Annotated in this window: 16 protein-coding genes; 4 read left to right on the top strand and 12 right to left on the bottom strand. The window is 62.3% G+C overall.

All coding sequences use genetic code 11. From position 1 onward, the window contains the following. The first annotated feature begins 226 nt into the window (after positions 1–226). Positions 227–1,414, top strand: a complete 1,188-nt coding sequence (locus EV678_RS02050) for a PDDEXK family nuclease (RefSeq protein WP_130458331.1) — start codon at positions 227–229, stop codon at positions 1,412–1,414. Between the two features lie 219 nt (positions 1,415–1,633). Here EV678_RS02050 and lpdA read toward each other — a convergent pair whose 3' ends face one another. The 10 genes from lpdA to EV678_RS02000 all read right to left on the bottom strand — a co-directional run bounded on the left by lpdA (position 1,634) and on the right by EV678_RS02000 (position 13,083). Next, positions 1,634–3,058 (bottom strand): dihydrolipoyl dehydrogenase, encoded by a 1,425-nt coding sequence (lpdA, locus tag EV678_RS02045; RefSeq protein ID WP_014237276.1) that lies wholly within the window; start codon positions 3,056–3,058, stop codon positions 1,634–1,636. Between the two features lie 92 nt (positions 3,059–3,150). Beyond that, positions 3,151–4,359: a 2-oxoglutarate dehydrogenase complex dihydrolipoyllysine-residue succinyltransferase gene (gene odhB / locus EV678_RS02040; RefSeq protein WP_014237275.1), complete on the bottom strand. Its 1,209-nt coding sequence runs from the start codon at positions 4,357–4,359 to the stop codon at positions 3,151–3,153. A 27-nt stretch (positions 4,360–4,386) separates the two neighbouring features. Then, complete coding sequence (locus tag EV678_RS02035; protein ID WP_014237274.1) at positions 4,387–7,209, bottom strand: 2-oxoglutarate dehydrogenase E1 component; 2,823 nt, start codon at positions 7,207–7,209, stop codon at positions 4,387–4,389. 113 nt (positions 7,210–7,322) lie between these two features. Continuing rightward, entirely contained in the window at positions 7,323–8,618 is a 1,296-nt protein-coding gene (gltA, locus tag EV678_RS02030) for a citrate synthase (RefSeq protein WP_014237273.1), read from the bottom strand. Positions 8,619–8,698: 80 nt separating this feature from the next. Beyond that, positions 8,699–8,941 (bottom strand): FAD assembly factor SdhE, encoded by a 243-nt coding sequence (locus tag EV678_RS02025; protein ID WP_014237272.1) that lies wholly within the window; start codon positions 8,939–8,941, stop codon positions 8,699–8,701. Continuing rightward, positions 8,941–9,660 (bottom strand): succinate dehydrogenase iron-sulfur subunit, encoded by a 720-nt coding sequence (locus EV678_RS02020; protein WP_014237271.1) that lies wholly within the window; start codon positions 9,658–9,660, stop codon positions 8,941–8,943. Before EV678_RS02020 ends, EV678_RS02025 begins: the two co-directional genes overlap by 1 nt. Before the next feature lie 21 nt (positions 9,661–9,681). Further along, entirely contained in the window at positions 9,682–11,475 is a 1,794-nt protein-coding gene (gene sdhA / locus EV678_RS02015; protein WP_014237270.1) for a succinate dehydrogenase flavoprotein subunit, read from the bottom strand. A 3-nt stretch (positions 11,476–11,478) separates the two neighbouring features. Continuing rightward, positions 11,479–11,826, bottom strand: coding sequence for a succinate dehydrogenase, hydrophobic membrane anchor protein (gene sdhD / locus EV678_RS02010; RefSeq protein ID WP_130458330.1), 348 nt, complete (start codon positions 11,824–11,826; stop codon positions 11,479–11,481). Then, a complete protein-coding gene (sdhC, locus tag EV678_RS02005) occupies positions 11,820–12,212 on the bottom strand; it encodes a succinate dehydrogenase, cytochrome b556 subunit (protein ID WP_014237268.1) in 393 nt (130 codons plus the stop codon). Before sdhC ends, sdhD begins: the two co-directional genes overlap by 7 nt. Positions 12,213–12,342: 130 nt before the next feature. Then, positions 12,343–13,083 (bottom strand): GntR family transcriptional regulator, encoded by a 741-nt coding sequence (locus tag EV678_RS02000; RefSeq protein WP_014237267.1) that lies wholly within the window; start codon positions 13,081–13,083, stop codon positions 12,343–12,345. Positions 13,084–13,271: 188 nt separating this feature from the next. Here EV678_RS02000 and EV678_RS01995 point away from each other — a divergent pair, with 188 nt between their 5' ends. The 3 genes from EV678_RS01995 to EV678_RS01985 all read left to right on the top strand — a co-directional run bounded on the left by EV678_RS01995 (position 13,272) and on the right by EV678_RS01985 (position 16,597). Then, positions 13,272–14,258: a malate dehydrogenase gene (locus tag EV678_RS01995; protein ID WP_130458329.1), complete on the top strand. Its 987-nt coding sequence runs from the start codon at positions 13,272–13,274 to the stop codon at positions 14,256–14,258. A 69-nt stretch (positions 14,259–14,327) separates the two neighbouring features. Continuing rightward, the gene (locus tag EV678_RS01990; protein ID WP_130458328.1) at positions 14,328–15,335 is read left to right on the top strand and encodes an HpcH/HpaI aldolase/citrate lyase family protein; all 1,008 of its coding nucleotides are present in this window, start codon (positions 14,328–14,330) and stop codon (positions 15,333–15,335) included. Positions 15,336–15,436: 101 nt separating this feature from the next. Next, the gene (locus EV678_RS01985) at positions 15,437–16,597 is read left to right on the top strand and encodes an NnrS family protein (RefSeq protein ID WP_130458327.1); all 1,161 of its coding nucleotides are present in this window, start codon (positions 15,437–15,439) and stop codon (positions 16,595–16,597) included. 37 nt (positions 16,598–16,634) lie between these two features. Here EV678_RS01985 and EV678_RS01980 read toward each other — a convergent pair whose 3' ends face one another. Together EV678_RS01980 and acnB are read right to left on the bottom strand one after the other, a co-directional pair. Next, the gene (locus tag EV678_RS01980; RefSeq protein ID WP_050804298.1) at positions 16,635–17,120 is read right to left on the bottom strand and encodes an RNA methyltransferase; all 486 of its coding nucleotides are present in this window, start codon (positions 17,118–17,120) and stop codon (positions 16,635–16,637) included. A gap of 237 nt (positions 17,121–17,357) precedes the next feature. Beyond that, positions 17,358–19,955 carry a bifunctional aconitate hydratase 2/2-methylisocitrate dehydratase gene (gene acnB, locus EV678_RS01975; RefSeq protein WP_130458326.1) on the bottom strand — a complete coding sequence of 866 codons (2,598 nt, stop codon included), beginning with the start codon at positions 19,953–19,955 and terminating at the stop codon, positions 17,358–17,360. Positions 19,956–20,076: the final 121 nt, after the last annotated feature.

Below are 20,076 nucleotides of genomic sequence, written 5' to 3'. Positions count from 1 at the left end.
GTGCGATGTTGTTGTGGCGCCTGGCAGCCTGAAAGGATCGGCGCGGAAAGGAGGCTATTTTAAAACATCAGCCGGGGACGGCCCAGCCGTTGATCAGGAACTTCAGCTAACGGCCACAACCGGGCTGTCGCCGACGTCAGCTCCCGAGCATGCCAGCAACGGTTAATCCTATTAAGCCGACAGCACCCGCATACCCAGCAAACCTTTCTCCTGATACGCTTACGGCATGACCACCACTCGCACAATTGGCCCCCTGCACTTCGAAGACCTAGACCCGAAGAGATTCGAAGACCTCGTGCGACAGCTTGCGTACAAGTTCAAGCCCTGGCGGCGACTGGAAGCCACGGGGCGTTCTGGCAGCGACGATGGGTTCGATGCGAGAGGCTACGAAATCGTCGCCAAGGAGACTCAACCCTCTGCTTCAGCTGATGAAGGCGAAACCGTCGAGGAGGAATCGACCTTCAGCGAGGGAATTGATGACAGGCTCTGGCTCATACAGTGCAAGCGTGAAAGGAGCATTGGGCCAAAAGCCCTAGTCAAGTACCTAGACGACACAGTTCTGGGGCCTGAGGAGAAGCTTTACGGACTTGTGTTCACGGCGGCCTGCGATTTTTCCAAGAAGGCACGCGACGATTTCGCCCGAAGGTGCCGAGAGATGGAATTGGCGGAGTGGCACCTCTGGGGTAAGGCTGAGCTCGAAGACCGCCTTTTCCGCCCCGAAAACGACCATCTTTTATTCGCCTATTTCGGTGTTTCGCTGACCATCCGCCGACGTTCTCAGCGGGCTGAGCTACGAGCCCGGTTGGTGATGAAGAGGAAGGCCAGCCGCATTCTTAAAGACCAGTCCCGTGAGTCGCTACTGCTTCGCTCGCCTGACGCCAGTGACTACCCGAACGCGGGCAACCTCGCCGAATTCAGGAAGAGCCCCCTATGGGTAGTGAGGCCATACCGGGGGATGTCGCACGATGGGCTTAAGTTCTGTGTGCAACGCTATTTCGCGTACCTCTCTGATGACGGAAAATCGTGGGATGCGGCGATGGCTGTGAACGACGCCAGAAGCCAAATACACGAAGACCCTTGGTTGGGCAGCGACCGGCATGATGAGAAGCGACAAGCCATTTACGAGTTCTGGAGCAAGATCCCGGAGATGAACCAAGCATGGTTCGAAGTTGTCGGCGTGGTGCCGTTCGAAGATGTCTTGGACATCGACGACCTCGGTGACGAGTACTTCCAAGCCCCACACGTCTATGTACCTTTCGCATCCGGTACGCGAGGTCCTTTCAAGAGATTCATTGCCGAGGTCGGGTCAATCGGTCGGTGGGACCGTCGCTCCTATTACCCCGAACAGATACAGGACGGTCGCATCGCCCACTTCCCTGCTGATTTGCGCGCCCCCCATCCCGACAGTGAATGAAGACAGGACTGATGTGGGAGCTTTGTTGGTGCATACACCTTCCTCCTCGAAAATTAGGGCACGGGTACGACTAGCCAGCGGCAGGCTATGAATGGCAGCTTTACGCTGCGCCATTCATGTCTACAACGGGTCGTTAGCAGTCCCCGGAAAAAGAAAAAGGCGAGGAATAATCCTCGCCTTTTTTGTCTGCACCGGGCTTGCAGGCCGGATAGCTTCCGCTTAGAAGTGCAGCGGGCGCTTGTCGCAGGCCAGGGCGGCTTCGTGCACCGCTTCCGACAGGGTCGGGTGGGCGTGGCAGATGCGGGCCAGGTCTTCGGAGGCGCCGCCGAACTCCATGGTCACCACGGCTTCAGCGATCAGTTCGGAGGCATTGGGGCCGATGATGTGCACGCCCAGGATGCGGTCGGTCTTGGCGCAGGCCAGCATCTTGACGAAGCCGGTGGGGTCACCCATGCCCAGGGCCCGGCCGTTGGCCAGGAAGGGGATCTTGCCGGCCTTGTAGGCCACGCCGTCAGCCTTGAGCTGCTGTTCGGTCTTGCCGACCCAGGCAATCTCGGGGCTGGTGTAGATGACCCAGGGGATGGTGTCGAAGTTGCAGTGACCGGCCTGGCCGGCCATCAGTTCGGCAACCATGACGGCCTCTTCCATGGCCTTGTGGGCCAGCATGGGGCCGGACACCACGTCGCCCACAGCCCAGACGCCGGGCAGGTTGGTGCGGCAGTGGCCGTCCACTTCGATCTGGCCGCGCTCGTTGAGCTTGAGGCCGATCTTTTCGGCGTTGAGGCCGTCGGTGTTGGGCACACGGCCGACGGAGACGATCAGGCGCTCCGCATCCAGCTTCTGTTCCTTGCCGTCCTTGTCGGTGTAGGCGATGGAGACGCCCTTCTTGCTGACCTTGGTCTCGCCCAGCTTGACGCCCATCTGGATGTTGAGGCCCTGCTTGGTGAACAGCTTGAGGGCTTCCTTGGCCACGTCCTGGTCGGCGGCGGCGAGGAAGTCGGGAGAGGCTTCCAGGATGGTCACTTCGGAACCCAGACGACGCCACACGGAACCCATTTCCAGGCCGATGACGCCGGCGCCGATGATGGCCAGCTTCTTGGGCACGGACTGTTGTTCCAGGGCGCCTTCGTTATCCAGCACGATCTTCTGGTCCACGGCGATGCCGGGCAGATGACGGGCCTTGGAGCCGGTGGCGACGATGACCTGCTTGGCCTCGACGACTTCGTCGCCGACCTTGACCTGCCAACCTGCGCCGCCCTGACCGACGAAGGAACCGTGGCCATTGAGCTGGGTGACCTTGTTCTTCTTGAACAGGCCCTTGATGCCGGAGGTAAGCTGGGTCACCACGGCGGTCTTGCGGCCGATCATGGTGGGCACGTCGATCTTGGGCGCGCTCACCTGGATGCCCTGGGCGGCGAAGGCGTGGCCGGCTTCCTCGAACAGGTGGGAGGTGTGCAGCAGGGCCTTGGAGGGGATGCAACCCACGTTCAGGCAGGTGCCGCCGAGGCGGGGCTCACCCTTGGGATCGGCGTAGGGATTGGATTCGCAGCAGGCGACGGAGAAGCCCAGCTGGGCGGCGCGGATGGCAGCCACATAGCCGCCGGGGCCGCCGCCGATGACGAGAACGTCGAATTGTTTGGACATGGTCAGAACCTTTCGTTCATGAAAAGAACGCAGAGGGCGAAGGCTGGTGGCCCCGCGGCTCTGCGTTCCTTGGATCAGTCAGTCAATGCGCATTAAACGCCGAGCAGCAGGCGGGCGGGATCTTCCAGGGCTTCCTTCATGGTCACCAGACCCAGCACGGCTTCGCGGCCGTCGATGATGCGGTGGTCGTAGGACATGGCCAGGTAGTTGATGGGGCGCACCACCACTTGACCGTTCTCGACCACGGCGCGGTCCTTGGTGGCATGGATGCCGAGGATCGCGGACTGGGGCGGGTTGATGATGGGGGTGGAGAGCATGGAGCCGAACACGCCGCCGTTGGAGATGGAGAAGGTGCCACCGGTCAGTTCTTCGATGGAGATCTTGCCGTCCTTGGCCTTCTGGCCGTATTCGGCAATCTTCTTCTCGATGTCGGCGATGGACATCTGGTCGGCATCACGCAGGATGGGCACCACCAGACCGCGGGGGGAGCCCACGGCGATACCGATGTCGATGTAGCCGTGATAGACGATGTCGTTGCCATCGACGGAGGCGTTCAGGATCGGGTACTTCTTCAGGGCAGCCACGGCGGCCTTGACGAAGAAGCCCATGAAGCCCAGACGCACGCCATGTTCCTTCTCGAACTTGTCGCCGTACTGCTTGCGCAGGGCCATGACCGGGGCCATGTTCACTTCGTTGAAGGTGGTGAGGATGGCGTTTTCGTTCTTGGACTGCAGCAGGCGCTCGGCGATGCGGGCGCGCAGGCGGGTCATGGGAACGCGCTGCTCGGGACGGTCACCCAGGGGGATGGACACGGCAGGGGCAGCCACGGCGGGCGCGGCGGCCTTGGCTTGGGCGCCCACGGCGTCTTCCTTGGTGACACGGCCACCACGGCCGGTGCCGGAGACGTCGGCGGCAGCGATGCCCTTCTCGTCCAGGATCTTGCGGGCGGCGGGGCTGGCGGTGCCGGCAGCAGCAGCCGGAGCAGCGGCAGCTGCCACCGGGGCCGGAGCGGCAGCGGCGGGAGCAGCGGCGGCAGCCGGAGCGGCGCCGGCGGCAGCCTTGGCTTCGGTGTCGATCTGGGCGATGACTTCACCGGAAACCACGGTGTCGCCGTCGCCCTTGATGATCTTGACGATCACGCCGGCATCGGGAGCGGGCAGTTCCAGGACCACCTTGTCGGTTTCGATATCGATGAGGTTCTCATCGCGGCTGACAGCTTCGCCTGCCTTCTTGTGCCAGGACACCAGGGTGGCTTCGGCAACGGATTCGGACAGTTGCGGGACTTTGACGTCGATAATCATGATCTACGTTTCCTTTGTCTCTCGGTTTTAGTTCAGTTTGCCCAGTGCTTCTTCCAGCAGGGCTTTTTGTTGCTCCACGTGCTTGGCCAGGTAACCCACGGCCGGCGCAGCAGCAGCAGGACGGGCCACCACGTGCAGGGTCTGACCCTTCTTCAGGGCGACTTGCAGGCGGTGAGCCTTGGCGTACCAGGCACCCTGGTTCAGGGGCTCTTCCTGGCACCACACCAGTTCCTTGGCGTTGGGGAACTTGGACAGTTCCTCATCGAAGCGCTTGTCGTCGAACGGATACAGCTGCTCGACGCGCAGGATGGCGATGTTCTCCAGCTTGCGTTCCTTGCGGGCGGCCACCAGGTCGTAATAGACCTTGCCGGCGCAGGCGATGACACGGGTGACCTTCTTCGCTTCCAGCTTCTCGGTTTCGCCGATGATGGTCTGGAAGGTGCCGTTGGCCAGCTCGTCCAGGGAGCAGGAAGCGCTGGGGTTGCGCAGCAGGGACTTGGGCGTCATCACCACCAGGGGCTTGCGCTGCTTGCGCACCATCTGGCGACGCAGCAGGTGGAAGATCTGGGCGGCGTTGGAGGGGTAGCAGACTTCCCAGTTGAACTCGGCGGAGAGCTGCATGTAGCGTTCCAGGCGGGCGGAGGAGTGCTCCGGACCCTGGCCTTCGTAGCCGTGGGGCAGCAGCAGGGTCAGACCGCAGGCACGACCCCACTTGGCCTCGCCGGAGCAGAGGAACTGGTCGATCACCACCTGGGCGCCGTTGGCGAAGTCGCCGAACTGGCCTTCCCACACCACCAGCTCATTGGGCTCGGCGGTGGCGTAGCCGTATTCGAAGGCCAGCACGGCCTCTTCGGACAGCACGGAGTCGAAGCTCTGGAAATTGCCCTGGTCTTCCTGCAGGTTGGCCAGGGGGATGTAGGAACCGGCGTCCCACTTTTCCCGGTTCTGGTCGTGCAGCACACCGTGACGGTGGAAGAAGGTGCCGCGACCCACGTCCTCGCCGGAGATGCGCACGCCGTAGCCCTGGGCCAGCAGGGTGGCGTAGGCCAGGTTCTCGGCCATGCCCCAGTCCACCGGCAGCTTGCCCTCACCCATCTGGGCCCGGTCTTCGATGATCTTCTTGACGCGGGAGTGCATGGTGAAGTTTTCGGGAATGGCAGTCAGGCGCTTGGCCAGACGCTGCAGTTCCTTCTTCGGCACCTTGGTGTTGCCGAGCTCGGTGTACTTCTTGTTGGTGTAGGGCGCCCAGTCGTTGGCGTGCTGACGCTTGTAGTTGGACAGCACGGGGTCGGACAGCAGCTTGCCCTGGTCCAGGGCGGCGCGGAAGTCCTTGATGATCTGGTCGGGACCGTCGGCAGAGAGCACGCCCTGGGCCACCAGCTTGTCCGCATACAGCTTGCGGGTGCCGGGGTGGGCCTGGATCTTCTTGTACATCAGGGGCTGGGTCACCATCGGCTCGTCCTGCTCGTTGTGGCCGAGCTTGCGGAAACAGATGATGTCGATGACCACGTCCTTCTTGAAGGTCTGACGGAATTCCAGGGCCAGCTGGGTGACCAGGGCCACGGCTTCCGGATCGTCGCCATTGACGTGGAAGATCGGGGCTTCGACCATCTTGAAGATGTCGGAGCAGTACAGGGAGGAACGGTAGTCCCGGGGATCGGAGGTGGTGAAGCCGATCTGGTTGTTCACCACGACGTGCACCGTGCCGCCGGTGCCGTAGCCGCGGGTCTGGGAGAAGTTCAGCATTTCCTGGTTCACACCCTGGCCGGCAACGGCGGCATCGCCGTGGATCAGGACGGGCAGGATCTGGGCCTTGGCCGCATCGTCACCGCCGCGACGACGCTGGCGGGCATAGACGGAACCTTCCACCACCGGGTTCACGATTTCCAGGTGGGAGGGGTTGAAGGCCAGGGTCAGGTGCACCGGACCATGGTCGGTGGACACGTCGGAGGAGAAGCCCATGTGGTACTTCACGTCGCCGGAGGACAGATCCTGGGCCTTCTTGCCTTCGAACTCGTCGAACAGCATCTTGGGCGCCTTGCCCAGGGTGTTCACCAGCACGTTGAGGCGGCCGCGGTGGGCCATGCCGATGACGATTTCCTGGACGCCGGTGGCGGCGCCGGTGCGGATCACTTCGTCCATGGCGACGATGAGGGACTCGCCGCCTTCCAGGGAGAAGCGCTTCTGACCCACGTAGCGGGTGTGCAGGTAGCGTTCCAGGGTCTCGGCCACGGTCAGGCGGTCGAGCAGGCGCTTCTTGCGCTCGGGCGTGTAGTTGCCATTGCCGCGGCTGGGTTCCAGGCGCTCCTGCAGCCAGCGCTTCTGGGCAATGTCGCTCATATACATGTATTCGACGCCGATGGAACCGCAGTAGGTTTCCTTCAGCGCCTCGATGATCTGGCCCAGGGGAGCGCGATCGGCGCCGAACTGGAAGGAGCCGGTATTGAAGGGCTCGTTCAGGTCGGCGGGCGTGAAGCCGTAGAAGGACGGCTCCAGTTCCTGGATTTCGGGGCGTTCCTGGCGCTTGAGCGGGTCCAGATTGGCCCAGCGGTTGCCCAGGAAGCGGTAGGCATTGATCAACTGCAGGACGGCAACCTGCTTCTTGTCGTCACCGGCGGCCACCACGGTACGCACCGGACCCCGCTTGCCCTGTTCGGCAAAGGCGGCGATCACGGGGAAGTGGGGAACATCGCGGGCAGCGGCACCCGGCTGCTGGGCCAGCTTGTCGAAGTATTCGCGCCATTCGTCGGGAACGGACGCGGGATTGTCGAGGTAGTTCTCGTACAGCTCCTCCACGAACGGGGCATTGCCGCCGAAGAGGTAGGAGGTGCCGAAGTTTTGCATCATCATGGCAATCACCTGTGGTGTGGTTTTATTGTTGGAACGTCTGTCTCTCACTGCAATCGGCGAATTTTCCGCCGACCATTGAAAAAAAGGGCGGCCACGCCGCCCCTTTTCTCGTCTTACTTACGGCTGGCCAGCGGCGCGACGTCGCGCTTGGCGGCGCCGATGTACAGCTGACGCGGACGACCGATCTTGTATTCCGGATCGGTGATCATCTCTTCCCACTGGGTCATCCAGCCCACGGTACGAGCCAGGGCGAAGATGCAGGTGAACATGGAAGTGGGGATACCGAGGGCCTTCTGCACGATGCCGGAGTAGAAGTCCACGTTCGGGTAGAGCTTCTTCTCGACGAAGTACGGATCTTCCAGGGCGATCTTTTCCAGTTCCATGGCCAGCTTGAACAGGCGATCGTTTTCCAGGCCCAGTTCCTTCAGAACGTCGTTGCACACCTGGCGCATCAGCTTGGCGCGGGGGTCGAAGTTCTTGTAGACGCGGTGACCGAAGCCCATCAGCTTGAAGGAGTCGTTCTTGTCCTTGGCGCGGGCGATGTATTCGCCGACGCGGGAGACGTCGCCGATCTCTTCCAGCATCTGCAGGCAGGCTTCATTGGCGCCGCCGTGGGCAGGGCCCCACAGGCAGGCGATACCGGCGGAGATGCAGGCAAAGGGGTTGGCACCGGAGGAGCCGGCCAGACGCACGGTGGAGGTGGAGGCGTTCTGCTCGTGGTCGGCGTGCAGGGTGAAGATGATGTCCAGGGCACGGACCAGCACGGGGTTCGGCTTGTAGGTCTCGCAGGGGGTGCCGAACATCATGTGCATGAAGTTGGCGGTGTAGTCCAGGTCGTTGCGCGGGTACATGAACGGCTGACCGGTCGTGTACTTGTAGGCCATGGCAACGATGGTGGGCATCTTGGCGATGATGCGGTTGAAGCTGATGCTGCGATGCTCGGCATCGGAGAAGTCCATGGCTTCATGGTAGAAGGCGGACAGGGCACCGACCACACCGACCATCACGGCCATGGGGTGGGCGTCGCGGCGGAAGCCGCTGAAGAACTTGGCCAGCTGTTCGTGCACCATGGTGTGGTTCTTGATGGTGTCTTCGAAAGCGGTCTTCTGGGAAGCGTTCGGCAGTTCGCCGTTCTTCAGCAGGTAGGCAACTTCCAGGAAGTTGCAGTTTTCGGCCAGTTGCTCGATGGGATAGCCACGGTACAGCAGCTCGCCCTTGTCGCCATCGATGAAGGTAATCTTGGATTTGCAGCTGGCAGTGGACAGGAAGCCGGAATCGTAGGTGAAGAGACCGGTTTTGCCGCCCAGGGTACGAATGTCGATACAGTCGTTGCCGTGGGTGGGAGACATGATCGGGAAATCGACCGGCCCTTGGCCTTCGATATTGAGAGTAGCCTTGCGTTCGCTCATTTTGCAGCCCCTGTGGTGGTGGTTGTCATCACTACTTTTTTAGCGAAGGACGAGGCGCCATGGTGGCGCCCCTTCCTTACTCAGCACTTACGCAATTTGGCCAGTACGGCAGCCTCATGCGGGTCGGAAAGTTCCTTGCCCCCAACAATCAGGCCAAGGAAATCCCAATCTTCTAATTCCGCCAGCTTTTTGAAGGCTTCGACCTCCGGTTCCGTCAGCTTGTCGAATTCCTGGTCGAGGAATTTGGTCAGCGTCAGGTCCAGCTCCAGGAGGCCGCGGCGGATGCAGCGCCAGCGAAGGCGCTCGTATTCAGCACGATCCATTAAACAGCACGCCGAACCATCATTTCCTTGATCTTGCCGATGGCCTTGGTGGGGTTCAGGCCCTTCGGACAGACATCAACGCAATTCATGATGGTGTGGCAACGGAACAGGCGATACGGGTCTTCCAGGTTGTCCAGACGTTCGTTGGTGGCCTGGTCGCGGGTATCGGCGATGAAGCGGTAAGCAGCCAGCAGGCCGGCCGGACCGACGAACTTGTCGGGGTTCCACCAGAAGGACGGGCAGGAGGTGGAGCAGCAGGCGCAGAGGATGCACTCGTACAGGCCGTTCAGCTCTTCACGCTCTTCCGGAGACTGCAGACGCTCGCGCTCGGGAGGAGGATCGTTGTTGATCAGGTACGGCTTGATGGAGTGGTACTGCTTGAAGAACTGGGTCATGTCCACGATCAGGTCGCGCACCACGGGCAGACCGGGCAGGGGCCGCAGCACGATGGGCTGGGGCAGCTCGTCCACGTCGGTGAGGCAGGCCAGACGGTTCTTGCCATTGACGTTCATGGCGTCGGAACCGCACACGCCTTCGCGGCAGGAGCGGCGGAAAGCCAGGGAATCGTCCTTGACCTTCAGGCGCACCAGGGCATCCAGCAGCTTCTTGTCGGACTGTTCCAGTTCGACGGTGATGTCCTGCATGTAAGGTGCGTTGTCCTTATCCGGATCGTAGCGATAGATCTTGAATTGAACGGTACGTTTGGTATTGGCGCTCATTTGCGTAATTCCTTCCTGGCCTTAGTAGGTCCGCTTGGCGAGAGCGATGGACTCGACGTCGGCAGACATCGGCTGCAGGTTCACCGGCTTGTAGTCGAGGCGGTTGCCTTCGGAGTACCACAGGGTGTGCTTGAGCCAGTTCTTGTCGTCGCGGCCGGCCGGGGTCTCGGCGGTATCCAGGGCATCGTCGCGCACGTGGGCGCCGCGGGATTCCTTGCGGGCTTCGGCGGAGATCATGGTGGCCTTGGCCACTTCGATCAGGTTGTCCAGTTCAAGGGCTTCGGTACGGGCGGTGTTCCAGACCTTGGACTTGTCCTTGATCTCGGTGGTCTTGGCCCGTTCGGCGACCTTCTTGATTTCCTCGACGCCAGCCTTGAGCAGGTCGTTGAAGCGGAACACGCCGGCATGCTTTTGCATGGTGCGCTGCATGGCCAGACGGACTTCATGCACGCTCTCGCCGTTCTTCTGGTTGTCCAGACGGGCGATACGGGCCAGGGAAACGTCGGCGGCGTTGGCCGGCAGGGGCTTGTGGGCGCGGGGATTGCCCTTCAGGTCTTCCACCACGGACTCGCCGGAGGACTTGCCGAAGACCAGCAGGTCCAGCAGGGAGTTGGTGCCCAGGCGGTTGGCGCCATGCACGGAAGCGCAGGCACATTCGCCGGCGGCGTAGAAACCGCCCACGGGAACGGACTTCTCGTCGCCCTTCGGCACAATGACCTGGCCCTTGTAGTTGGTCGGAATACCGCCCATCTGGTAGTGGCAGGTCGGCACCACGGGGATCGGGGCCTTGATGGGATCCACACCGGCAAACTGGATGGAGATTTCACGAATGCCGGGCAGGCGCTTCATGATGGTCTCAGGGGACAGGTGGGTAATGTCCAGCAGCACGTGATCCTTGTCGGGACCGCAGCCGCGGCCTTCGTTGATCTCGGTCACCATGGAACGGGACACCACGTCGCGGGAGGCCAGATCCTTCAGGTTGGGGGCATAGCGTTCCATGAAGCGCTCGCCGGAAGCGTTGCGCAGAATGCCGCCTTCGCCGCGCACGCCTTCGGTGATCAGCACACCGGCACCGGCCACGCCGGTGGGGTGGAACTGCCAGAATTCCATGTCTTCCAGGGGGATGCCGGCACGGGCAGCCATACCGACGCCGTCACCGGTGTTGATGAAGGCATTGGTGGAAGAGTAGTAGATGCGACCGGCACCGCCGGTGGCGAAAATGGTGGCCTTGGCGTGGAAGATGTGGACTTCGCCGGTTTCCATTTCCATGGCGGTCACGCCCAGCACGTCGCCGTCTTCGTCACGGATCAGGTCCAGGGCCATCCATTCCACGAAGAACTGGGTGTTGGCCTTGACGTTGCGCTGGTACATGGCGTGCAGCATGGCATGACCGGTACGGTCGGCAGCGGCACAGGAGCGGTTCACCGGCTTCTCGCCATAGTTCTGGGAGTGGCCGCCGAAGGGGCGCTGGTAGATTTTGCCGCTGTCCAGACGGTCGAAGGGCATGCCGAAGTGTTCCAGTTCCACGACCACTTCGTTGGCCTTCTTCACCATGAATTCGATGGCGTCCTGGTCACCGAGCCAGTCGGAACCCTTGACGGTGTCGTACATGTGCCAGTGCCAGTTGTCCTCGGTCACATTGCCGAGGGAGGCGGCCACGCCGCCCTGGGCGGCAACCGTATGAGAACGGGTGGGGAACACCTTGGACAGCACGGCGGTCTTGAGACCGGCTTCGGAAACTTGCAGTGCGGCGCGCAGACCGGCACCGCCGGCACCCACGATCACCACATCATACTTATGCACGGGGATAGTCATTACTTACAGTCTCCACAGAATCTGAGTGGCCCAGCCGGCGTAGCCGAGCAGGGCGAAAATGGTCAGGACATGCAGCACCAGGCGGATGCCGGTGGGCTTGACGTAGTCCATCCAGATGTCACGCACGCCGATCCAGGCGTGGTAGAACAGGGAGATGAAAAACAGGAAGGTAATGAACTTCATGAAGCCGTTGGCGAACAGACCGCGCCAGGCTTCGTAGGTGTTGGGGCCGATAGCACCGACGGCGGCCAACAGGATGACGGAATAGACGGCCATGATGACGGCCGTGGCGCGCTGGGCAATCCAGTCCTTCAGGCCGTAATGGGCGCCAACAACAATGCGATTTACCATAGCAGGGCAACTCCCAGGATGACGGTCAGCGCGATGCTGACGGCGAAGACGATCTTGCTGGTCAGACGGGCGGATTCGAGATCAACGCCCATGTGCACATCCAGGAACAGGTAGCGGATACCGGCACAGAAGTGGTGACAGAAGGCCCACAGCAGGCCCAGCAGGATGATCTTGACCAGGGGATGGGCTGCGACGGCCTTGAAGGTGGCAAACGACTCGGGCGTCGCCAGGCTGCTTTGGAACAGCCACAGCAGCAGGGGCAGACACAGGAACAGGCCGGCGCCGCTGACGCGGTGGAGAATGGAAAGAATACCCGGTAGGGGCAGGCGGATCGTTGTCAGGTCCAGATTTTTCGGACGCTTCTTTTTGATACTGAGTTCTGCCATGAACGTCATCCCTCTTGCTTGTTGCGAAACGGCGACTGAACTGCCACCGCACCCTTATGAAAGTTATAAATTATAGTGTTTTTCGACTTCCCTTTGTTTCCGAATTTCCGTTGCCGCCGACCTCCTTGCCTCAGCCTAGTTCATTCAGATAATGGTGTTTCTGGGTCGAGTAAAAGCCGCGGCGCCACTCGACCGGCTTGTTGCCGTAGGTAAATGCCACCCGCTCCACCAGCAGCAGGGGACTGCCTTCCGGCACCCGCAGCAAATCCGCATTGCTCTTGTCCGCAGCCACGGCACGAATGCGCTCTTCGGCACGGATCATGCGCACGCCGTAACGGGACTCGTACATGCTGTAGAGGGATTGATCGCTGCCCTTGAGGATTTCCAGGGAGAGATCGGGAAAGAGATCGCTGGGCACGTAGATTTCGTCCAGCACCACCGGCTCGGCATCAAAGCTCAACAACCGGCGCACGATAGTGATGGGCTTGCCGACTTCGAGACCGAGAACCCGCGCCACATCCTGACCGGCCTTGGCACGCCAGCATTCGATGGGTTCGCTGTGGGATTGCTGCAGACCGCCTTCGTTGGGAACGAGGCGCAAAAAACGGAAGAAGGAACGGGGGTCGTTGTGGGTGGCGACGAAAGTGCCCTTGCCCTGACGGCGCACCAGGAGATTTTCGGCAGCCATCTCGTCGATGGCCTTGCGCACCGTTCCCTGACTCACACCAAAGCGCAACGCCAGCTCGGATTCGCTGGGAATGGCATCGCCGGGACCCCATTCCCCCGCTTCCAGGCTACTCATCATCAACTCCTTGATCTGACGATACAAAGGGCTGAAGGTGGGCGACAGTGACGTAACTTGGCGGGTCATAATCTGGTTATTTCAGCACAAAAAACGTCAATAGTCTATTCTAATACTTACATCTTATATAAGACATAAGTTGCAACATTGACACCCCGGAAACGAGGGCATACTATTTCAAAGCTTGGCGCGGAGAGCCTGCGCCGGCGACGAATTCACGAATTTTGTTCAACGACTGTACTCACAGGAGTCGCACCATGTCCAAAGCCCCCATGCGCGTAGCCGTTACCGGCGCCGCCGGCCAGATCGGCTACAGCCTGCTCTTCCGCATCGCCTCCGGCGAAATGCTCGGCAAAGACCAGCCCGTCATTCTGCAGCTGCTCGATCTGCCGCAAGCCCAGCAGGCCGTCAAGGGCGTGATGATGGAACTGGAAGACTGTGCTTTCCCGCTGCTGGCCGGCATGGTTGCCACCGACGACCCCAACGTCGCCTTCAAGGATGCCGACGTCTGTCTGCTGGTGGGCGCCCGTCCCCGCAGCAAGGGCATGGAGCGTGCCGACCTGCTGACCGCCAACGGTGCCATCTTCACCGTTCAGGGCAAGGCCATCGCTGAAAACGCCAAGGAAGACGTGAAGGTCCTGGTGGTGGGCAACCCCTGCAACACCAACGCCTACATCGCCGCTTCCGCCGCCAAGAAGGTTGGCCGCACCAACCCCCGCAACTACCACGGCATGCTGCGCCTGGACCACAACCGCGCCCTGTCCCAACTGGCTGCCAAGACCGGCCGCGCCGTTTCCTCCTTCAAGCAGATGGTCGTGTGGGGCAACCACTCCCCCACCATGTACGCCGACTACCGTTTCGCCACCTCCAACGGCGACAACGTCAAGGGCCTGGTGAACGATGCCGTGTGGAACAACGACGTCTTCCTGCCCACCGTGGGCAAGCGCGGCGCCGCCATCATCGAAGCCCGGGGCCTGTCCTCCGCCGCTTCCGCTGCCAATGCCGCCATCGACCACGTGCGTGACTGGGTCCTGGGCTCTTCCGAATGGGTCACCATGGGCGTGCCTTCCGACGGCTCCTACGGCATCCCCGAAGGCGTCGTGTACGGCTTCCCCTGCGAGTGCAAGAACGGCGACTACAAGATCATCCAGGGCCTGGAGATCGACGAGTACAGCCGCGGCAAGATGAACGCCACCCTGGCCGAGCTGGAAGAAGAGCGCGCCGCCGTGGCTTCCATGCTGTAAGCAACAGCAAGCCACTTGCTGCAAAGGCCGCGGTAAAATGCCGCGGCCTTTTTCTTTGGAGCTTTGCCCATGACCCTGCGTCATCCCAACGACGTTCTCTTCGCCGGTGAAAAGCCCTTCCCCGTCCTGCCTGTGGTGGACCACTACGCCGGATCGGAAAAGCTCATGAAGAAGGCCCTGCAGCTGCAGCAGGAACTGGCCCATAACAACCAGCCCGTTTTCGACATCACCTGCGACTGCGAAGACGGTGCCCACGCCGGTGCCGAAGCCGAACATGCGGAAATGGCCGCCGGCCTCATCAGCGGCAGCGACAACCGCTTCGGCCGGGTCGGTGCGCGCATCCACGACATCACCCACCCCCACTGGCGCCAGGATCTGGAAATCCTGGTCTACCACGCCGGCCAGCGCCTCGCTTTCCTGACCATTCCCAAGGTTCGCTCCGTCGACGATGCGCGGACCCAGATCGATGCCCTGCGCAGCATCGAGGCCCAGTGCCGGATCAGCCGCCCCATTCCGGTCCACGTGCTGATCGAAACCCACGGCGCCCTCCGGGATGCCTGGGAAATCGCCGCCCTGCCCGGCGTCGAAAGCCTGGACTTCGGCCTCATGGACTTCGTCTCCGGCCACCACGGCGCCATTCCCGGCAGCGCCATGAAGAGCCCCGGCCAGTTCGACCACCCCCTGGTGGCCCGGGCCAAGGCCGACATCGCCGCCGCCGCCCTGGCCAACGGCGTGGTGCCTTCCCACAATGTCACCACCGAAATCAAGGACACGACCGTGGCGGCCGACGACGCCCGCCGGGCCCGCCGGGAGTTCGGCTATCTGCGCATGTGGAGCATTCACCCCAACCAGATCATGCCCATCGTCGAAGCCATGCGCCCCGACTTTTCCGAAGTGCAGGAAGCCACGGAAATTCTGGAAGCTGCCCAGGACAAGGACTGGGGCCCCATCCAGCATGCCGGCCGACTGCACGACCGGGCTTCCTACCGCTACTACTGGGAACTGCTGCAGCGGGCCCAGGCCACGGGCATGAACATCCCCGCCGGCGCCGCCCGGCGGTTTTTCAGCCAAAGCTGACAGGCATCAAAGCGCATCGACCATCGGGGCTCCTATTCTGGAGCCCCTTTTCATGTCGGGCCGGCCAATTGCCGCCGCCCGGCCCAAGCGGACACACCATCGTGAAATTTGCCGAACACCCGCTGTGGCTGGTGGGCTTTCGCCCCTTCTTCGCCCTCGCCTGCCTGGCCGGCCTGAGCCTGCCCCTGCTGTGGGCCGCCGTCTTTTCCGGCGCCCTCGCCCTGCCCGCCGCCTCCATTACCCCGCTGCAATGGCACGCCCACGAAATGTTCTTCGGCTTCGGCTGGGCCGTCCTCGGCGGCTTCCTGCTCACGGCCACGAAAAACTGGGTCTCGGTGCGAGGCCATCACGGCGCTTCCCTGGCCTACCTGGTTGCCGCCTGGCTGCTGGAACGGGTCGTCATGGCCACCGCCGGGTCATGGCCCGGCTGGCTGTTCCACCTGGGCAGCAACCTCTTCATCGGCAGCATCATCGTCATGCTGCTGCATACGCTGATCCGCTACCGGGCCCAGGACAGCTATCGGGACAACTACTATTTCCTGCTGGTGCTGCCGGCCTTTCTCGTGGCCAAGCAATTGCTGCTGCAGCCGGAGACCTTCGCCATCGGCGTCGGCATCACCCTGGGCCTGTTCCGCATGGCCTTCCTGGTGATGTTCGAACGGACCCTGACCCAGTTCATGAAAGGCGTGTTTCAGGTCGCCATCCTCCGCCATCCGCTCCTGGATGGCGCCATCAAGGGGCTGGGGCTGCTGCTGGTGCTGCAACCCCTGCTGCTGCCGCTGGCCGGCGCCGTCCTGGCCCTGCTGCTGGCCGCCCTGCTCCTGCTGCGCCTGGCATTCTGGAAGCCCCTGTTGGGTCTCAGCCGCATCGACATCGGCGTCATGTACCTGGGCTATCTGGCCATTACCGCCCAACTGCTGCTGGAGAGCCTGCATTACTTCAGCCCGGTGCCCTGGATCGGTTCCCTGTCGCTCCACGTATTCACCTTCGGCGCCATGGGCCTGGTGATTCCGGCCATGCTGATCCGCATCGCCAAGGGCCATACCGGCCGCAAGGTGGTCTTCGAGACCCTGGACAAGCTGGCCCTGAGGCTGATGCTGCTGGGTTTTGTCCTGCGCATCGTCATCCCCCAGTTTTTCCCGGCAGCCTATGTGCAGTGGATCTATCTGGCTGCCACCTGCTGGCTGGGCTGTTTCGGCCTGCTCGGCTGGCGCCTGATCCCCTTCCTGCTCGCTCCCCGGGTGGACGGCAAGGAGCACTAGCCGGAGAGGGCGTCGTGGCGCCCTCCCGGGACACCCACTAGCCGCGGTAGCCGCCGGCCTTCAGCATCCGGTCGTACAGCACCACATTGACCGTCGCCGCCAGGTTCATGCAGCCGTGGGTCGGGATGTAGACGATATCCTGGCACCAGGAGGTGACGTTCTTCCTCAGGCTGCCATCCTCCGGGCCGAAGATGTAGAAGGCCCGCTCCGGGTGGCGGTACTCGGTCAGGGGCTTGGCCTCCGGCACCAGTTCGATGGCCACCGGCACACAGCCCAGGGGGATCACCTGCTGCAGATCGTCCACGCCGATCAGGGGCAGCTGCTGATGCACCTGCTTGGTGTCCGTGCAGAATTCCTTGGCCGTGTCATAGCGCTTGCCGGTGTAAAAAACCGTATTGACGCCATAGCAGCCGGCGGCACGCATGATCGAGCCCACGTTGCCCGGGCTTTTGGGGTTGTACAGGCCGATGCAGGAATAGCCACTGCAGGTTTTGATGGCCTGCTTCTTGGTGATGATTTCCATTGTTTCCCTTAACGCAGCAAAGCCGGCGACCGCTCATGGCGCCGTTGCCCGGGCCGGAGCATAACCGATCCCGGCCGGCATTCCATAGCAGCCAGCCGTGCCACCGTACCACCGGGGCTGCCAACAGCGGGACCGGCACGCCAAAGGAAAGGCGTCGCTGCAAAAAAAACGGCCCCGCCGAAGCGGGGCCGCATCTCCTCGTGTTGCTTCCTTTGGTTTTGTCTTGCGCCGTACCGCTCAGACGGTAACGGTTTCCGCCACTTCCACGAACTCGGGGATCTGGTCGAAGTTCATGTAGCGGTAGATGTCGGCAGCCTTGGCATTCACCACCTGGATGTATTCCATGTACTCGGCCACAGTCGGGATCTTGCCCAGCAGGGAGCACATGGCGGCCAGTTCGGCGGAGCCCAGGTATACCCGGGTGTCGATGCCCAGACGGTTGGGGAAGTTCCGGGTGGAAGTGGACATGGCGGTGGAACCCTTGCGGATCTGGGCCTGGTTGCCCATGCACAGGGAGCAGCCCGGCATTTCCATACGGGCACCAGCCTTGCCGAGAACGCTGTAATAGCCTTCTTCGGTCAGGATCAGGGCGTCCATCTTGGTGGGCGGAGCGATCCACAGGCGGGTCGGGATGTCGGACTTGCCATCAAGCACCTTGCCGGCAGCGCGGAAGTGACCGATGTTGGTCATGCAGGAGCCAATGAACACTTCGTCGATCTTGTCGCCGGCGACTTCGGAGAGGACCTTCACGTCATCCGGGTCGTTGGGGCAGGCGACGATGGGTTCCTTGACGTCGGCCAGATCGATCTCGATCACGGCGGCGTACTGGGCATCGGCGTCGGCCTTGAGCAGGGTGCCGTTGGCGATCCACTCTTCCATGGCCTTGATGCGGCGCTTCAGGGTACGGGCGTCTTGGTAGCCTTCGGCGATCATCCACTTCATCAGGGTGATGTTGGAGCGCAGGTACTCGACGATCGGCTCCTTGTTCAGGGCGATGGCGCAAGCAGCGGCGGAACGCTCGGCAGCGGCGTCGGAGAGCTCAAAGGCTTGTTCCACCTTCAGATCGGGCAGGCCTTCGATTTCCAGGATGCGGCCGGAGAAGACGTTCTTCTTGCCCTTCTTCTCCACGGTCAGCAGGCCCTGCTTGATGGCGTACAGGGGGATGGCGTTGACCAGATCGCGCAGGGTGATGCCGGGCTGCATCTTGCCCTTGAAGCGCACCAGCACGGATTCGGGCATGTCCAGGGGCATCACGCCGGTGGCGGCAGCGAAGGCCACCAGACCGGAACCGGCCGGGAAGGAGATGCCGATGGGGAAACGGGTGTGGGAGTCACCGCCGGTACCCACGGTATCGGGCAGCAGCAGACGGTTCAGCCAGGAGTGGATGACGCCGTCACCAGGACGCAGGGCAACGCCGCCACGGGTGCTGATGAAGGAAGGCAGCTCGCGGTGCATGCGCACGTCCACCAGCTTGGGGTAAGCGGCGGTGTGGCAGAAGGACTGCATCACCAGATCGGCGGAGAAGCCCAGGCAAGCCAGGTCCTTCAGCTCGTCGCGGGTCATGGGGCCGGTGGTGTCCTGGGAACCCACGGTGGTCATCTTCGGTTCGCAGTAGGTGCCGGGCAGGATGCCCTTGCCTTCCGGCAGACCGCAGGCACGGCCCACCATCTTCTGGGCCAGGGAGTAGCCCTTGCCCGGATCGTTGGGCTGCTGGGGCAGGCGGAACAGGGTGGAAGGAGCCAGACCCAGGGCTTCGCGGGCCTTTGTGGTCAGGCCGCGGCCGATGATCAGGGGAATGCGGCCGCCGGCGCGCACTTCGTCCAGGATCACGGGGGTCTTCAGCTGGGCTTCAGCGATGACGGCACCGTTCTTCAGGGCGGTGACCTTGGCGGTGGCCTGGTCGATCTTCAGCTCGATCTCGTCGCCCATGTCCATCTGGCCAACGTCCAGCTCGATGGGCAGAGCGCCGGCATCTTCCATGGTGTTGAAGAAGATGGGAGCAATCTTGGAGCCCAGGCAGACGCCGCCGAAGCGCTTGTTCGGCACGAAGGGGATGTCTTCGCCGGTGAACCACAGCACGGAGTTGGTGGCGGACTTGCGGGAAGAACCGGTACCCACCACGTCGCCCACGTAGGCGATCAGGTTGCCCTTCTTGGCCAGGGCTTCCAGTTGCTTGACGGGGCCGCGCTCGCCAGCCTTGTCGGCTTCGATACCCGGACGGGGGTTCTTCAGCATGGCCAGGGCATGCAGGGGGATGTCAGGACGGGACCAGGCATCCGGAGCGGGAGACAGGTCGTCGGTGTTGGTTTCGCCGGTGACCTTGAACACGGTCAGCTTCTGGGAAGCGGGGACTTCGGGACGGGAGGTGAACCACTCCGCATCGGCCCAGGACTGCATCACGGCCTTGGCGTTGGCGTTGCCGCCCTTGGCCAGCTCGGCGACGTCGTGGAAGAAGTCGAACACCAGCAGGGTCTTCTTCAGGCCTTCGGCGGCCACGGCGCCGACTTCGGCGTCGCCCAGCAGGTCGATCATGGGCTTGACGTTGTAGCCGCCGAGCATGGTGCCCAGCAGCTCGGTGGCCTTGGCGCGGGAAATCAGGACACAGGAAAGCTCGCCCTTGGCCACCTTGGCCAGGAACTCGGCCTTGACCTTGGCGGCATCATCAACACCGGCGGGAACACGGTAGGTAATCAGCTCCACCAGGGCCTGCTCCTCGCCCTTGGGCGGGTTTTGCAGCAGGGCGACCAGGTCCTTGGTCTGGGCGGCGGACAGAGGCAGGGGGGGGATACCGAGTGCGGCACGCTCGGCGACGTGTTGGCGGTAGGCTTCAAGCACGGCTGGTTCCTCTCGACAGGTGGAATTCAGTGATCTGGGGACAGGGGAGCTGCCCGAAATACGCAACTACATTCGCAGCCGCCGGAAGCTCCTTAAGTCTTATATATGATATCAGACATCA

This window comes from Azospira oryzae (assembly GCF_004217225.1).
In the GTDB taxonomy this organism is placed as follows: Bacteria; Pseudomonadota; Gammaproteobacteria; order Burkholderiales; family Rhodocyclaceae; genus Azospira; species Azospira oryzae.
This window is presented reverse-complemented; position numbering and strand designations above follow the sequence as displayed.

Bases quoted from the DNA above. Each gene is read 5' to 3' on its own strand.
- EV678_RS02050 (WP_130458331.1), top strand. From the start codon at position 227: ATGACCACCACTCGCACAATTGGCCCCCTGCACTTCGAAGACCTAGAC.
- lpdA (WP_014237276.1), bottom strand. From the start codon at position 3,058: ATGTCCAAACAATTCGACGTTCTCGTCATCGGCGGCGGCCCCGGCGGC.
- odhB (WP_014237275.1), bottom strand. From the start codon at position 4,359: ATGATTATCGACGTCAAAGTCCCGCAACTGTCCGAATCCGTTGCCGAA.
- EV678_RS02035 (WP_014237274.1), bottom strand. From the start codon at position 7,209: ATGATGATGCAAAACTTCGGCACCTCCTACCTCTTCGGCGGCAATGCC.
- gltA (WP_014237273.1), bottom strand. From the start codon at position 8,618: ATGAGCGAACGCAAGGCTACTCTCAATATCGAAGGCCAAGGGCCGGTC.
- EV678_RS02025 (WP_014237272.1), bottom strand. From the start codon at position 8,941: ATGGATCGTGCTGAATACGAGCGCCTTCGCTGGCGCTGCATCCGCCGC.
- EV678_RS02020 (WP_014237271.1), bottom strand. From the start codon at position 9,660: ATGAGCGCCAATACCAAACGTACCGTTCAATTCAAGATCTATCGCTAC.
- sdhA (WP_014237270.1), bottom strand. From the start codon at position 11,475: ATGACTATCCCCGTGCATAAGTATGATGTGGTGATCGTGGGTGCCGGC.
- sdhD (WP_130458330.1), bottom strand. From the start codon at position 11,826: ATGGTAAATCGCATTGTTGTTGGCGCCCATTACGGCCTGAAGGACTGG.
- sdhC (WP_014237268.1), bottom strand. From the start codon at position 12,212: ATGGCAGAACTCAGTATCAAAAAGAAGCGTCCGAAAAATCTGGACCTG.
- EV678_RS02000 (WP_014237267.1), bottom strand. From the start codon at position 13,083: ATGACCCGCCAAGTTACGTCACTGTCGCCCACCTTCAGCCCTTTGTAT.
- EV678_RS01995 (WP_130458329.1), top strand. From the start codon at position 13,272: ATGTCCAAAGCCCCCATGCGCGTAGCCGTTACCGGCGCCGCCGGCCAG.
- EV678_RS01990 (WP_130458328.1), top strand. From the start codon at position 14,328: ATGACCCTGCGTCATCCCAACGACGTTCTCTTCGCCGGTGAAAAGCCC.
- EV678_RS01980 (WP_050804298.1), bottom strand. From the start codon at position 17,120: ATGGAAATCATCACCAAGAAGCAGGCCATCAAAACCTGCAGTGGCTAT.